We start from the raw sequence: 14,684 nt of genomic DNA on the forward strand, positions 1-14,684 counted from the left end.
CCGTCAGCTCCCGCCCTCCGCCGCCGCGCGCTCCTCGCGGGCCGCGGCGAAGCCGCGCAGCCAGGCGGCCCGCAGCGGGTCCCCGGGCCCGTACGGGCAGTCGCCGGTCCCCTCCCCGAGTTCGAAGGCCAGCCGGCCCTCCTTGAGCGCCACCACCAACTCGGCACGTGCCGCCACGCGGTCCACTCCCTCTCCTGTCCGCCGGGCCCGGCCCGTCCTGGATGTCGCGGATCGTACGCGCCGAACCGCCGGCCTCGGCTGCTGGCGCGAGGGGGTCGGCCGACCTGGGGCGCGGCCGTCGTCGACCGTCATCATGGGCCGTCCCCGGGCAACTTCGCACGGCCCGAGGACGGCCTCGCGTCCGAGAGGCGCGTGCGCGGAAGGCCGTCGGCCGGGTGTTCCGCGGGGGAGCTGACCCGGACAACGGCCCACAGACGGCCCAGGGCGGCACAGAAGCCACCTGACCCGCGGCGGAGTCAAATGTCGCGGAAGATCTCGATCTGCGCGCCGATCGAGTTGAGCCGCTCCGCGAGGTCCTCGTAGCCGCGATTGATCACATAGACGTTGCGCAGCACCGATGTGCCCTCGGCCGCCATCATCGCCAGCAGGACGACCACGGCGGGGCGCAGCGCGGGTGGGCACATCATCTCGGCGGAGCGCCAGCGGGTCGGTCCCTCGACGAGCACGCGGTGGGGGTCGAGGAGCTTGACGTCGGCGCCGAGGCGGTTGAGGTCGGTGAGGTAGATGGCGCGGTTGTCGTAGACCCAGTCGTGGATGAGGGTCTGCCCCTGCGCGGCGGCGGCGATGGCCGCGAAGAACGGCACGTTGTCGATGTTGAGGCCGGGGAACGGCATCGGGTGGATCTTGTCGATCGGCGCCCGCAGCTTGGAGGGGCGCACGGTCAGGTCGAGCAGGCGCGTACGGCCGTTGTCCGCCGGGTATTCCGGGCTGCGCTCGTGGTCGAGGCCCATCTCCTCCAGGACGGCGAGCTCGATCTCCATGAACTCCACGGGGACGCGGCGGATCGTCAGCTCGGACTCGGTGACGACGGCGGCGGCGAGCAGGCTCATGGCCTCCACCGGGTCCTCGGAGGGCGCGTAGTCGACGTCCCGGTCGATGGTGGCCACGCCGTGCACGGTGAGGGTGGTGGTGCCGATGCCCTCGACCTTGACGCCGAGCTGCTCCAGGAAGAAGCAGAGGTCCTGGACCATGTAGTTGGAGCTGGCGTTGCGGATGACGGTGACGCCGTCGTGGCGGGCCGCGGCCAGGAGCGCGTTCTCGGTGACGGTGTCGCCGCGCTCGGTCAGCACGATCGCCCGGGTGGGTGCGACCGAACGGTCGACCTGCGCGTGGTAGGTGCCGTCGGTGGCGGTGACCTCGAGGCCGAAGTGGCGCAGGGCCGTCATGTGCGGCTGCACGGTCCGGGTGCCGAGGTCGCAGCCGCCCGCGTACGGGATCTTGAAGTGGTCCATCCGGTGCAGCAGCGGCCCGAGGAACATGATCACGCTGCGGGTGCGGCGGGCGGCCTCGGTGTCCATCGCCGCGAGGTCGAGCTCGGTGGGCGGGACGATCTCCAGGTCGTTGCCGTCGTTGATCCAGCGGGCCCGGACGCCGATGCTGCCGAGGACCTCCAGGATCCGGTAGACCTCCTCGATCCGGGCGACCCGGCGCAGCGTCGTGCGGCCCGCGTTGAGGAGGGTCGCGCACAGCAGCGCCACACAGGCGTTCTTGCTGGTCTTGACGTCGATGGCGCCGGAGAGACGGCGGCCGCCGACGACCCTCAGGTGCATCGGTCCCGCGTATCCGAGGGAGACGATCTCGCTGTCCAGCGCCTCGCCGATCCTGGCGATCATATCAAGGCTGATGTTCTGATTTCCCCGCTCGATGCGATTGACGGCGCTCTGGCTGGTGCCGAGTGCGTCGGCGAGCTGGGACTGCGTCCAGCCGCGGTGCTGCCGCGCGTCACGGATGAGCTTGCCGATGCGGGCGAGGTAGGCGTCTGTCATGGGTCAGACGGTATCTCAGATATGAGATTTCTTCCTGCGGGGGGTCGTCGCCCGCCGCTGAGCTGCTGTGTTGTGTCGTATTCCTGACGGTCATTGCTTTCCCCGTGTGACGGAGGACCAGACACCGCCGCCGCCCCTTTCCCACCCGCCGGGCGCATCGCCCTCCGTCGCGAGCGGGGGTCCGCCTCCACGCGCCGGGGCGGCCGTCCCGGCGCGGCCGTGACCGCCCGACATGCGCACCCCGACGCCCCCGTGCCACGCTGATCGGGGCGGACCGGCTCACCCGGTCCGCCCGATCCACCTCGTCGAGGAGGGCCGGCATGGCCGACAGGGAGCGCGACCCGCGGTACGTGGACGACATGACGGAGGAGACGCTCGGCGCCAAGGAGCAGGAGCGCCAGGAGCGCCAGCGTCAGCAGGAGCGGCAGCGCGGCCGGCGGGAAGGCGGCGCGGGCTCGCGCGCCGGCCGGGACGACTCCGACGACGACCGGTGACGGCCTGCCGGGGCGTATCGGGGTCGGCCGGGACATGACCGTGACGCGGCGATGTACTAGAGTTATCTCGACATCGAGATATCTGCCGAGAGGCGTACCGCTGTCGCGCCAGTAAGGCTTGCCTAACTAAGGCACACCTTAGCGGATTGGCGCGAACCCGTGACGGCAGGATTGCCGCAGTACGCGAATTCATGCATGAAGGAGACTGTCGTGTCGGCGAACAGCTTCGACGCCCGCAGCACGCTGCGCGTGGGCGACGAGTCGTACGAGATCTTCCGGCTGGACAAGGTCGAGGGCGCCGCGCGCCTTCCCTACAGCCTGAAGGTGCTGCTGGAGAACCTGCTCCGCACGGAGGACGGCGCGAACATCACCGCCGACCACATCCGCGCGCTGGGCAACTGGGACTCGCAGGCCCAGCCCAGCCAGGAGATCCAGTTCACGCCGGCCCGCGTGATCATGCAGGACTTCACCGGTGTGCCCTGCGTCGTGGACCTCGCCACCATGCGTGAGGCCGTCAAGGAGCTCGGCGGCGACCCGGCGAAGATCAACCCGCTGGCCCCGGCCGAGCTGGTCATCGACCACTCCGTCATCGCCGACAAGTTCGGCACGAAGGAGGCGTTCGGCCAGAACGTCGAGCTGGAGTACGGCCGCAACAAGGAGCGCTACCAGTTCCTGCGCTGGGGCCAGACCGCCTTCGACGAGTTCAAGGTCGTCCCCCCGGGCACCGGCATCGTCCACCAGGTGAACATCGAGCACCTGGCGCGCACCGTCATGGTCCGGGGCGGCCAGGCGTACCCCGACACCCTTGTCGGCACCGACTCGCACACCACCATGGTCAACGGCCTGGGCGTGCTGGGCTGGGGCGTCGGCGGCATCGAGGCCGAGGCCGCGATGCTCGGCCAGCCGGTCTCCATGCTCATCCCGCGCGTCGTCGGCTTCAAGCTGACCGGTGAGCTGCCGGCCGGCACCACCGCCACCGACCTGGTGCTCACCATCACCGAGATGCTGCGCAAGCACGGCGTCGTCGGCAAGTTCGTCGAGTTCTACGGCGAGGGCGTCGCCGCCACCTCGCTGGCCAACCGCGCCACCATCGGCAACATGTCGCCGGAGTTCGGCTCCACCGCCGCGATCTTCCCGATCGACGGCGAGACGCTGAACTACCTCAAGCTCACCGGCCGCTCCGAGCAGCAGGTCGCGCTCGTCGAGGCGTACGCCAAGGAGCAGGGCCTGTGGCTGGACCCGGCCGCCGAGCCGGACTTCTCCGAGAAGCTGGAGCTGGACCTCTCCACCGTCGTCCCCTCCATCGCCGGCCCGAAGCGCCCGCAGGACCGCATCGTCCTGGCCGACGCCAAGGCCCAGTTCGAGCGTGACGTCCTCAACTACGTCTCCACCGCCGACGAGGCGGGCGAGGAGTCCTTCCCGGCCTCCGACGCCCCCGCCGCCGCCAACGGCGTGCCGAGCCGCCCGACCACGGTCACGGCCCCCGACGGCAGCACCTATGTGATCGACCACGGCGCCGTCACCGTCGCCGCGATCACCTCCTGCACCAACACCTCGAACCCCTACGTCATGGTCGCCGCCGCGCTCGTGGCCAAGAAGGCGGTCGAGAAGGGCCTGACCCGCAAGCCGTGGGTCAAGACCACCCTGGCCCCGGGCTCCAAGGTCGTCACCGACTACTTCGACAAGGCGGGCCTGACCCCCTACCTCGACAAGGTCGGCTTCAACCTCGTCGGCTACGGCTGCACCACCTGCATCGGCAACTCCGGCCCGCTGCCGGAGGAGGTCTCCAAGGCGGTCAACGAGCACGACCTGGCCGTCACCTCGGTGCTCTCCGGCAACCGCAACTTCGAGGGCCGGATCAACCCCGACGTCAAGATGAACTACCTGGCGTCCCCGCCGCTGGTCGTCGCGTACGCCCTCGCGGGTTCCATGAAGGTGGACATCACCAAGGACGCCCTCGGCACCGACACCGACGGCAACCCGGTCTACCTCAAGGACATCTGGCCCTCCGAGGCCGAGGTCAACGACGTCGTGGCCAACGCCATCGGCGAGGACATGTTCAACAAGTCCTACCAGGACGTCTTCGCGGGCGACGCCCAGTGGCAGGCGCTGCCGATCCCGACCGGCAACACCTTCGAGTGGGACGCCGAGTCCACCTACGTCCGCAAGCCCCCGTACTTCGAGGGCATGACGATGGAGACCACCCCGGTCTCCGACATCGCCGGCGCCCGCGTCCTGGCGAAGCTCGGCGACTCGGTCACCACCGACCACATCTCCCCGGCCGGTGCCATCAAGGCCGACACCCCGGCCGGCAAGTACCTCACCGAGCACGGTGTCGAGCGCCGTGACTTCAACAGCTACGGCTCGCGCCGCGGCAACCACGAGGTCATGATCCGCGGCACGTTCGCCAACATCCGCCTGCGCAACCAGATCGCGCCGGGCACCGAGGGCGGCTACACCCGCGACTTCACGAAGGCTGACGCCCCCGTCTCCTTCATCTACGACGCCTCGCGCAACTACATCGAGCAGGGCATCCCGCTGGTCGTCCTGGCCGGCAAGGAGTACGGCTCCGGCTCCTCCCGCGACTGGGCCGCCAAGGGCACCGCGCTGCTCGGCGTCAAGGCCGTCATCGCCGAGTCCTACGAGCGCATCCACCGCTCGAACCTCATCGGCATGGGCGTCCTGCCCCTGCAGTTTCCCGAGGGCGCCTCGGCCGAGTCGCTCGGCCTGACCGGCGAGGAGACCTTCTCCTTCACCGGTGTGGAGGAGCTGAACAACGGCACCACCCCGCGCACGGTCAAGGTCACCACCGACACGGGCGTGGAGTTCGACGCGGTCGTCCGCATCGACACCCCCGGCGAGGCCGACTACTACCGCAACGGCGGCATCATGCAGTACGTGCTGCGCTCGCTGATCCGCAAGTAAGCGTTCAAGTAAGCGTTTCCGCACGGCCGGTTGAGGGCCGCACCCCGTTTCGTACGGGGTGCGGCCCTCGCCGCGTTTTCGGCAACCTCGTGAGCCACTCCAACTCGTAAGGGTGATCGGGGGGTTGGGGAAGTGTTGGCCATTCCTTTCCTGGTTAGTCTCCGGCAGGGGTCGATGCCGGGACGATATCGCTCCCCAGGGAGGGAATTTCTATGGGAACCGCCGTCACTTTCGGGGAGCTCGCGCGCCTTTCGGGCGAGGAGCTTCCGCAGCGGCTCGTGCTGTCGAGTGTGCTGTCGGCGGGATCCGACCAGCCGGTGTATCCGGCCATGGTGAAGTCCGACCACGGCACGACGGTCGCCTACGCCTGCCAGTACCGGCAGAACGCGGGAAGTCCTCCGCTCCTCGTCTTCCTGGGACTCGCGTCCCGGGATCCCGGCTATACGACGACGTGCATTCCCGCGGCCATCTCCAGTCATTGAGTCGTTCAGGCACTTAACAGAAGGGGAATGGAATGGACAACACCATCAGCTTCGAGGAACTCCACGACGTGGCGGGGGAGGTGCTGCCCGAGCGCACGGTCATGGGCATCATGGCCACCCCGCTCGGCTTCGGCGACCCGGACGGCGGCGGCGCCGGAGCGGGCGCGGGCAGCTCCAGCAGCAGCTCCGCCACGGCCGCGGGCGGCGGCGTCGTCGCCGTGCCGCCGAGCGACCACGGCACCACGATCCTCTCCAACTGCCAGTCCATCGACAGGCAGGGCACCCCGGGCCTCTTCGGCTCGCTGGGCCTCGGCTCCGCGAACCCCGCCGCCACCGTGACCTGCACCCCGGCGGCCATCTCCAGCCACTGATCGCATAGCGGTCCGTCGTACGGCGCGCCACCCGCGCGCCGTACGCACGGGGGAGGACCGGGCGCGCCCGGTCCTCCCCCGCACTCTGTCCCCCTACGGAGAGCGCCCATGTCACTGCCCGCGCTGGTGCCCGGCACGGAACTGGTCGGCGAGTTCGAGGATTCCGGATACCGCGAGCCGCCCCACCTGGTCTGCCGCCCGGACGGGCAGGTCGTGCGGCTGCCGCCACTGCTCTACCAGCTCGCCCGCCTGCTCGACGGGCAGCCCCTGGAGCACGTGGCCGAGCAGCTCAGCAGGGAGACGGGGCGGGGCTTCACCGCGGAGCACATCGTCTTCCTCATCGACAAGAAGCTCGTCCCGCTCGGCCTGACGACCTACAGCGACGGCTCACCGCCCCCGCCCACGCCGAAGAGCGACCCCTTCCTGGCCTTCCGCTTCCGGCTGGCGGTGCTGCCGCGGCGCGCCACATGGTTCCTCTCCGGCCTGTTCGCCTGGCTGTTCCACCCGGTGCCGGTGCTCGTCGCTCTCGGCACGTTCGCCGGCGGCGAGACGTGGCTGTGGACGGCCCAGGACACCGGAGCCGCGCTGCGGGCGGTCCTCTCGTCCCCGGCCGACGTGCTGCTCGTCGTCCTCCTGGCCATCGCCTCCTGTGTGTTCCACGAGATGGGCCACGGCGCGGCCTGCCGCTACGGAGGTGCCCGGCCGGGCCCGATGGGATGCGGCATCTATCTGGTGTGGCCCGCCTTCTACACCGACATCACCGATTCGTACCGGCTGGGGCGCGCCGGGCGGATCCGGGCCGACCTGGGCGGCGTGTATTTCAACGCGCTGTTCGTCCTCGGCCTGCTCGCGCTCTACGTGCCGACGGGCAGCCCGCTGCTGCTGGTGGCGATCCTCTCCGTCCACCTGGAGATGATCCAGCAGCTTCTTCCCACGCTGCGCTTCGACGGCTATTACATCGTCGCGGACCTGGTCGGCATCCCCGACCTCTTCAAATACATCGCGCCCATCCTGAAGCGCTTCGTGCTCCGCCGCCCGCAGGACGAACGGCTCCGGGCGCTCAAGCGGTGGCCGCAGATCGTCGTCGCGGTGTGGGTCATGTTCCTGGTGCCGGCCCTCACCCTCCAGCTGGGCATGGTGCTCGTCAACCTGCCCCAACTGATCAGGTCCGACTGGCGGACCGCCGGTCTCCTGCTGACGCGTGCCGGCACGGCGGGCTTCCCCGTCCTCGGCACGGTCTCGGCGTGCCTCCAGATCGTGCTGCTCACCCTGCCCGTCGCCGGCCTGGCACTCGCGCTGGGACGGCCCGTGCGGTCGCTGGTACGCCTGGCGCTGCGCCGCCGCGCCGCGTGAGGACGGGGCGCGGCCCGAAGCCATGGGCTCCGGGCCGCGCGGGGTTCACCTGAGATGACGGACCGTCAGAACAGCATCCGGTACTGGTTCCAGCCCGAGTTGCCGATCTTCACCTTGTACTCGAACGGCTGGGACGCCTTGCCCGTGCCGCGGTAGAGCCACAGGGCGCCGTCGTTGTCGCGCGCGATCAGGTCGGACTTGCCGTCCTGGTCCACGTCACCGGTGGCCGCCAGCTTGTTGAACTGGTTCCAGCCGCCGCCGATGCGCTGCTTGGTCTCGAAAGGCTTGGTGTAGTCGCCGGTGCCCTTGTAGAGCCACAGCACACCGTCCTTGTCGCGGGCGACGATGTCGGTCTTGCCGTCACCGGTGAGGTCGCCGCGGCCCTGGATCTCGGTGTACTGGTTCCAGCCCGGACCGACCTTCTTACGGCCCGTCAGGGTGCCGTCGGGGTAGGCGAGATAGAGCCACAGGACACCCTCGCGGTCACGGACCAGGATGTCGGACTCGCCCGCGCCGCCGAGGTTGCCCGGGGAGATGAACTGGTCGTACTGGCCCCAGTCGTCCGCGACGACCTTCGAGCTGTTCGCGGTGGCGTAGATGATGTTCTGGTCGTTGTCCCGGACGTAGAGCGCCTCGCTCAGGCCGTCCCGGTCGTTGTCGACCCGCGCCGCGGCGTTGATCCTGCCCCAGTTGCCGGTGACGAACTCCTTGGGCGTGATGCCGCCCTTGCCGTCGGGCCAGTAGAAGTAGAGGTCGTCGTTGTTGACGGCGCTCAGCGGGAAGAACGGCGCGTCGACGGAGGGGCCGTCGGCCTTGGCCTTGCTGCGCGGGGCAGCCAAGCGCGGGGCGGCGGACTTGGGGGCCTGAGCACCCGACTTGGGGTAGTCGCCGGACTTCGCCTCGCCGCGCAGCGCCTCGAGGCGGTGCTTGGCGGAGGTGTCGGCGGAGAGCTTCGCCGCCGACTTGGCCGCGCCCGAGGCGGGGGCGGCCGAGGGGCCGTCGGCCAGGGCCGTGCCGGCGGTGGTGCCGAGCACGGCGGCGGCTATGGCCGCGGTCGCGACGCGACGCACGGCGCGCGAACGGCCGGGGAGTTGAGCCACGTGGGTCTCCTGGAGGTCTCAGGTGAAGAACGGCGGGCCCGGTCCGGGCCCGCCGCGGAGACTCCATGATCTTTCACATTTTCTTTACCTGTCAATCACTATGTGGGGATCCCGGGCCGATCAGCTCGATCTCAGCGAGTGTGCCCTCACCGGCCACCGTCTCCAGGCGGTAGTGCCGGAAGAAGCCCGGTGTGCGCACCGAGAACACCCGGGTCTGCCGGTCCCAGGCGAAGGACTCGTCCGCGCGCCGGTCGACCTCCGTCCAGGTCTCGCCGTCCGTCGACCCCTTGAGCACCCAGCCGCCCGGAGCCTTGGTGCGGTCGGCCGACGTGAGGGTGTACGAGGTCACGCGCGAGCCGGAGGGCACCTCCAGCGGGGCCACGGTGAACGTCGCCTCCGTGGCCGAGGTGTTGTCCGTGAGCGCCGAGGTGCCCGGCGCCGTCAGGTCGCCCTCCGGCTCCGGCACCGCGTCGCCCTGGGTGAGGGAGGTGGGCCCCGCGTCGCGGCCGCTGCCCCACGCCGACGGCCGGGGGCCCATGGTGAACTCCAGCGTCCCGCCGTTCGCGACCACGGAGTGCGGGAGCGCCGTGGAGTCCCACTTCTCGCCGTTCACCCGCAGGCCCTGCACATAGACGTTCCGGGCGCTGTTGCCCGGCGCCTTCACCACCAGGTCGCGCCCGTTCTCCAGATGGACGGTGGCCTGCGTGAACAGCGGCGACCCGATCGCGTACTCCCCGCTGCCCATCACCAGCGGATAGAAGCCGAGGGCGCTGAAGACGTACCACGCCGACATCTCGCCGTTGTCCTCGTCGCCCGGGTAGCCCTGGCCGATCTCACTGCCGAGGTAGAGGCGGGACAGCACCTCGCGGACCTTCTGCTGCGTCCGCCAGGGCCGGCCGGTCGCGTCGTACATGTAGGCGATGTGGTGCGAGACCTGGTTGCTGTGGCCGTACATCCCCATGCGCACGTCCCGGGCCTCGGTCATCTCGTGGATGACCCCGCCGTATGAACCGGCGAACTCCGGTGAGCCGGTCTCGGGCGTGGCGAAGAAGGTGTCGAGCTTCTTCGCGAGGCCCGCCCGGCCGCCGTAGAGGTTGGCCAGGCCCCGGGTGTCCTGCGGGGCGTGGAAGGCGAAGTTCCAGCCATTGGTCTCGGTGTAGTCGTTGCCCCAGACGCGCGGGTCGTAACTCCGGGGCGGCAGCCGCCAGGTGCCGTCCGGGCCCTTGCCCTGGAAGAAGCCCACGCCGGGGTCGAAGAGCTTGACGTAGTTCCGGGCGCGGTTCATGAAATAGGCGGACTCGTCGCGGTAGTGCTCCTTGTGGGTCTTCGCGTAGAGCGCCTGGCCCATCCGCGCGATGCCGTAGTCGTTGAGATAGCCCTCCAGGGCCCAGGACATGCCCTCCCGGGTCGTGGTGCTGGTGTAGCCGAGGAAGACGGAGGTCTCCATGCCCTTGCGGCCCACGCCGGGGTTGGGCGGTGCCACCGTGGCGTTCTTCAGCGCCGCCGCGTACGCCGCCTCGGCATCGAAGCGGACGCCCTTGGCGTAGGCGTCGGCGAAGGCGACGTCCGAGCTGGTGCCGGTCATCAGGTCGGCGTAGCCGGGGGAGGACCAGCGGGAGATCCAGCCGCCGTCCTTGTACTGCTGGACGAAGCCGTCGATGAGCTTCCCCGCCCGTTTCGGGGTCAGCAGGGCGTACGCGGGCCAGGTGGTGCGGTAGGTGTCCCAGAAGCCGTTGTTGACGTAGACCTCGCCGTCGACGATCTTCGCCCCGGTACGGGTCGGGGTGGACTCGCCGGCGGGCGGGCTGAAGGGGCTGGCGTAGCGGCTGTGGGGGTGCGCGGCGGAGCCGGTGTTCTCGAAGCCCGAGTTGGGATAGAGGTAGAGGCGGTAGAGGTTCGAATAGAGCGTGGTGAGCTGGTCCCGGCTCGCGCCCTTGACCTCGATCCGGCCCAGGACGTCGTCCCACGCGGCGCGGGCGCGGTCGTGGACCTCGTCGAAGGAGCTGCCGGCCGGGATCTCCTGGGCGAGGTTGGCCTTCGCCTGGTCGACGCCGATGAGGGAGGTCGCGATGCGCAGCGTCACCGTGTGGTCCTGGCCCGGCTTGAAGCGCAGATAGCCGGTGACGCCGTCCCCTCGGGTGCCCTCGTCGTCCGCGCGGCGCGTGCCGTCCGGGTCGGCCGAGCTGATTGCGCTGGACGGGAGGTCGGGCGGGCCGCCGAGCTTGCCGCTCGCGGTGACGGGCGCGTCGAAGACGCCGTAGACGAAGAGCCGTCCGGCGCCGGTGGAGAGCCCGCTGCGCACATCGGAGTAGCCGGTGATCACGCCGTGGCCGGGATCGAGCGTCAGCCCTCCCTGGTCCCGGACGTTGTCAAGGATGACGCTGGCGTTCTCACCCGGAAAGGTGAAACGCATCAGGGCCGCGTGGTCGCTGGGGACGATCTCGGCCTTCAGCCCGTTGTCGAAGGTGACGCCGTAGTAGTGCGGCTTCGCGATCTCATGGGAGTGGTGGAAGGGGAGCGCGCGGGCCGTCCGCCCGGCGTCCGGGGTGCCGGTGGCGGCCGACGGCATCACCTGGAAGGTCTGCCGGTCGCCCATCCAGGGGCTCGGCTCGTGACTGGCGCTGAACGCCTGGATGGCGGGGAGGTTGTCGGCGTTGTTCGCGGCGGCGTACTGATAGAGCCAGTCCGTCGAGCCGGCGTTGGTGACCGGGGTCCAGAAGTTGAAGCCATGGGGGAGGGCGGTGGCGGGGAAGGTGTTGCCGCGGGAGAAGGTCGAGCTGGAATGCGTGCCGCGCGTGGTGAGGGCGTAGTCCGCCAGGTGCGCCGCGGGCTTCTCCGCGGGCTCGGGGGCGAGCGAGATGTCGTCCACCCAGCCGCGGAATTTCGCCGGGCCGACCGGCGAGTCGTAGGCGATGAGCACCCGCGCCACGGTCTTGCCCGCGGCGACCGCGCCGATCCGCGACTCCTTGGCGTTCCACTGGTTGACGTAGAGGGTCTTGGACTCGGCCTGGCCCTGTGGCGTGAGGCGCGCGCCGTCCTGGTCGACGGCGCCCAGCTCGCTGAGATAGGTGCCGTCGGTGAAGGCGAGGTCCAGCGCGGCGTGGGTGGCCGGATAGCGGGGGTCGGCCTCCGGCATCGAGGGGAAGATCTTGTAGGAGAGCCGGGTCTCGGGGGTGACCGCGACCCGCACGGCGAAGATCTTGTTGTAGGCGTACGCGTGGCCGGTGGCCTGGTGCCTGCCGCCGTAGCGCAGGGCGTGGGTGCCGGTGAAGCCGGCGCGCGGCTTGGCCGTCGGCGAGCCGGTGGGCCCGCTGTCGACGTAGCTGCGCATGTCCGGGGGCGGCGGGCCGCCGGTGTCCGCGGTCGCCAGCTGGAACTCGGCCAGCTGGGTGATGCCGTCCCCGTTGTTGCGGGTGATGTCCAGCCGGTACTGCCGGTAGGAGGTGCTGTTGGTGAAGGAGAACTCCTTGGTCTGGAGGCGCTTTTCGAAGAGCACGTCCTTGCGGTCGTCCAGCACCGTCCAGCTGTGTCCGTCGTCGGAGCCCTTGAGCGTCCAGTCCCTGGGGTCCCGGCCGGGGGCGTCGTTGGCGGAGGTCAGCGCGTAGCGTACGGCCGTGACGGGTTCGGACAGCTCGAATCCGAGCCAGGGCGTCCGCTCGAAGGTGAGCCACTTGGTCGTGGGCTCGCCGTCGATCAGGTTCTCCTTGACCTCTCCGGCCCCGGCGTTCTCCCCGCTCGCCCGAACGGCGGTGACCTTGTCGGTGATGTTGCCGGGGATGCCCGCGGCGTCGCTGCCGTCTATCCCGGAGGCCCGCCGCCGCCCGTCGGGCCCGGTCTCCACGGCATTGCGCCAATCGGGCTGCGGCTCGCCCGGCTCGAAGGAGGAGCTGAAGCGCTGCGCGGCGGCCGCGTCCCGCGCGGCGGCCGCCGAGGCCGGCGCGGCGACCCCGTGCGGAGTCTGAGTGGCCGTCACCACGAGGGCGGCGGCGAGGAGGGCCAGGGGTCGGGTGAGTGTACGCCATCGGTGGCGGAACCCCTGTCGCTGACTCTGCCGCATCCCTTGCCTCTCCACGAATCCGACAACGTTGTCAACCGAGTCGCGCAGAAATAAGTAGGGCGCGAGACGCCAGTGGTGTCAAGGGTCCGGATGTTGGTGTCGTCGCGGGGGCGGCGTAGGTTGAGGAGGTCTCAACTCGGGAAAGACTGACGGTCAAAGCCGCTTTCGATCTTGCCCAGTTGATGTGAAGTGGACTATACCTGTCGGCGTCCGGGGCGGCCGCAGGCCGCCGCGGCGGATCCGGGGGAGAGCGGCGGACGGGAGCCGCCGTGAGAGCGGCACCGATCCCGGCGCACACCCAGCACACCAAGCTTCAACTGACCCGCGGTGTCGGGACCTTCGTCCTTGGCCGGTACGCACGTGCGCGAGGGAAAGACCGCCACACCGCCTGAGTCCTGGAGAAGGCGAGGACTTGAGCATGGGATCCACATCGGAATTCAGCCGGAGAGATCTGGTCAAGCGGACCGCGGCACTGGGTCTGATCGCGGTGCCGTCGATGAGTGTGCTCACCGCGTGTGCCACCGGCGGCGGCAGCGACGACAAGAGCAAGGACAAGAGCGACCAGGGCAAGAAGTCGGAGAAGAATCCGCTCGGCGTCAAGAACGGTGCGCCGCTCGACGCGTTCATCTTCAAGGGCGGCCTGGGCGATCAGTACGCCAAGGACGCCGAGGCGGATTACCAGGCCACGTACGGAGCCGAGGTCAAGCACACCGGCACCCAGCAGATCGGCCCCAAACTCCAGCCCCGTTTCGCCGGTGGCAATCCGCCGGACGTCATCGACAACTCCGGCGCCGACCACCTGGACATGAACAAGCTCTCCTCGCAAGGGCAGTTGCTCGACCTCACCCCGCTGCTCGACGCGGCCTCGCCGGACGACCCCGCGAAGAAGGTCCGGGACATCCTCTATCCGAGCGCCATCGAGAAGGGCAAGCACAAGGACGCCTTCGACGTCCTCTATTACGCCTTCACCGTCTATGGCACCTGGTATTCCCAGAAGCTGCTGTCGGACAAGGGATGGACCTACCCGAAGTCCCTCGACGACATGATCAAGCTCTGCGAGGAGATCAAGAAGGCGGGCATCGCGCCCTGGACCTACCCCGGGAAGTACCCCTACTACGTCCACTTCAACATCTTCCCGCAGATCGCCAAGATCGGCGGTCTGGACAAGTGGATCGCGATCGACAATCTGGAGCCCAACGCCTGGACCTCCAACGACGCGGTCAAGCAGGTCATCGGGCACTACGAGGAGCTCGCCGCCAAGGGGTATTTCCTGGCGGGCAGCCAGGGCCTGACCCATATCCAGGCCCAGACCGCCTGGACCAAGGGCAAGGCCGTCTTCATCCCCAACGGCTCCTGGGTGGAGAACGAGGCGACCCCGACCACCCCCAAGGACTTCGGCATGGCCGTCGGCCCGCTCTTCGACGGGGGCTCCGGCGACAAGATGCCGCACGGCGCGGTGCGCGCCGAGCCCAGCGAGCCGTTCATCGTGGCCAAGGGGGGCAAGAACCCCACGGGCGGCATGGAATTGCTGCGCATCATGCTCTCCAGGAAGCACGCGCAGAACTTCGCGCAGAAGGTGCATTCCCTGACGAGCAACATGCAGGGTGCCGAGGGGGCTTCGCTCTCCCCGGGCCTGGCCTCGGCGGCGCAGGCCGTCAAGGCCGCCGGCGGCAACCAGAACCTGCTGATGATCCAGTTGCAGGAGTGGTACCCCAAGCTGACGGACGAGAAGATGGGCGGTCTGACCAGCCAGTTGCTCACCGGTGACCTCAAGGCCGCCGAGTGGATCAAGAAGACGCAGCAGTACGCGGACGAGACCGCCAAGGACAGCTCCGTCACCAAGTTCCACCGGTCGGCCTGACGGGTCCGGCGGCCGATGAGAAAGGGCCGGGAGGC

10 protein-coding genes are annotated in these 14,684 nt (G+C 69.5%); 6 read left to right on the forward strand and 4 right to left on the reverse strand.

Annotation, left to right across the window (positions count from 1 at the left end; genetic code table 11):
* Positions 1–3: 3 nt before the first annotated feature.
* Positions 4–177 (reverse strand): Rmf/CrpP fold protein, encoded by a 174-nt coding sequence (locus tag ACH427_RS19655; RefSeq protein ID WP_398870772.1) that lies wholly within the window; start codon positions 175–177, stop codon positions 4–6.
* A 299-nt stretch (positions 178–476) separates the two neighbouring features.
* Positions 477–2,006 carry a helix-turn-helix domain-containing protein gene (locus ACH427_RS19660; protein WP_398870774.1) on the reverse strand — a complete coding sequence of 510 codons (1,530 nt, stop codon included), beginning with the start codon at positions 2,004–2,006 and terminating at the stop codon, positions 477–479.
* 320 nt (positions 2,007–2,326) lie between these two features.
* Here ACH427_RS19660 and ACH427_RS19665 point away from each other — a divergent pair, with 320 nt between their 5' ends.
* The 5 genes from ACH427_RS19665 to ACH427_RS19685 all read left to right on the forward strand — a co-directional run bounded on the left by ACH427_RS19665 (position 2,327) and on the right by ACH427_RS19685 (position 7,631).
* Complete coding sequence (locus tag ACH427_RS19665) at positions 2,327–2,500, forward strand: hypothetical protein (protein ID WP_398870775.1); 174 nt, start codon at positions 2,327–2,329, stop codon at positions 2,498–2,500.
* Positions 2,501–2,710: 210 nt separating this feature from the next.
* Positions 2,711–5,425: an aconitate hydratase AcnA gene (acnA, locus tag ACH427_RS19670; RefSeq protein ID WP_398870776.1), complete on the forward strand. Its 2,715-nt coding sequence runs from the start codon at positions 2,711–2,713 to the stop codon at positions 5,423–5,425.
* A gap of 212 nt (positions 5,426–5,637) precedes the next feature.
* Entirely contained in the window at positions 5,638–5,907 is a 270-nt protein-coding gene (locus tag ACH427_RS19675) for a hypothetical protein (protein WP_398870777.1), read from the forward strand.
* 32 nt (positions 5,908–5,939) lie between these two features.
* Positions 5,940–6,278 (forward strand): hypothetical protein, encoded by a 339-nt coding sequence (locus tag ACH427_RS19680; RefSeq protein WP_398870778.1) that lies wholly within the window; start codon positions 5,940–5,942, stop codon positions 6,276–6,278.
* 108 nt (positions 6,279–6,386) lie between these two features.
* Positions 6,387–7,631 carry a hypothetical protein gene (locus tag ACH427_RS19685; protein ID WP_398870779.1) on the forward strand — a complete coding sequence of 415 codons (1,245 nt, stop codon included), beginning with the start codon at positions 6,387–6,389 and terminating at the stop codon, positions 7,629–7,631.
* Positions 7,632–7,696: 65 nt separating this feature from the next.
* On the opposite strand, the gene ACH427_RS19690 is transcribed toward ACH427_RS19685, so the two are convergent.
* The gene (locus tag ACH427_RS19690; RefSeq protein ID WP_398870780.1) at positions 7,697–8,731 is read right to left on the reverse strand and encodes an FG-GAP repeat domain-containing protein; all 1,035 of its coding nucleotides are present in this window, start codon (positions 8,729–8,731) and stop codon (positions 7,697–7,699) included.
* A 91-nt stretch (positions 8,732–8,822) separates the two neighbouring features.
* Positions 8,823–12,788 carry a GH92 family glycosyl hydrolase gene (locus ACH427_RS19695; RefSeq protein WP_398870781.1) on the reverse strand — a complete coding sequence of 1,322 codons (3,966 nt, stop codon included), beginning with the start codon at positions 12,786–12,788 and terminating at the stop codon, positions 8,823–8,825.
* A gap of 418 nt (positions 12,789–13,206) precedes the next feature.
* On the opposite strand from ACH427_RS19695, the gene ngcE reads away from it, so the two are divergent.
* Positions 13,207–14,649: an N-acetylglucosamine/diacetylchitobiose ABC transporter substrate-binding protein gene (ngcE, locus tag ACH427_RS19700; protein WP_398870782.1), complete on the forward strand. Its 1,443-nt coding sequence runs from the start codon at positions 13,207–13,209 to the stop codon at positions 14,647–14,649.
* Positions 14,650–14,684: the final 35 nt, after the last annotated feature.

This window comes from Streptomyces sp. NPDC020379, assembly GCF_044387105.1.
Taxonomy (GTDB): Bacteria; Actinomycetota; Actinomycetes; order Streptomycetales; family Streptomycetaceae; genus Streptomyces.

Bases quoted from the DNA above. Each gene is read 5' to 3' on its own strand.
- ACH427_RS19660 (WP_398870774.1), bottom strand. From the start codon at position 2,006: ATGACAGACGCCTACCTCGCCCGCATCGGCAAGCTCATCCGTGACGCG.
- ACH427_RS19665 (WP_398870775.1), top strand. From the start codon at position 2,327: ATGGCCGACAGGGAGCGCGACCCGCGGTACGTGGACGACATGACGGAG.
- ACH427_RS19675 (WP_398870777.1), top strand. From the start codon at position 5,638: ATGGGAACCGCCGTCACTTTCGGGGAGCTCGCGCGCCTTTCGGGCGAG.
- ACH427_RS19680 (WP_398870778.1), top strand. From the start codon at position 5,940: ATGGACAACACCATCAGCTTCGAGGAACTCCACGACGTGGCGGGGGAG.
- ACH427_RS19685 (WP_398870779.1), top strand. From the start codon at position 6,387: ATGTCACTGCCCGCGCTGGTGCCCGGCACGGAACTGGTCGGCGAGTTC.
- ACH427_RS19695 (WP_398870781.1), bottom strand. From the start codon at position 12,788: ATGCGGCAGAGTCAGCGACAGGGGTTCCGCCACCGATGGCGTACACTC.
- ngcE (WP_398870782.1), top strand. From the start codon at position 13,207: ATGGGATCCACATCGGAATTCAGCCGGAGAGATCTGGTCAAGCGGACC.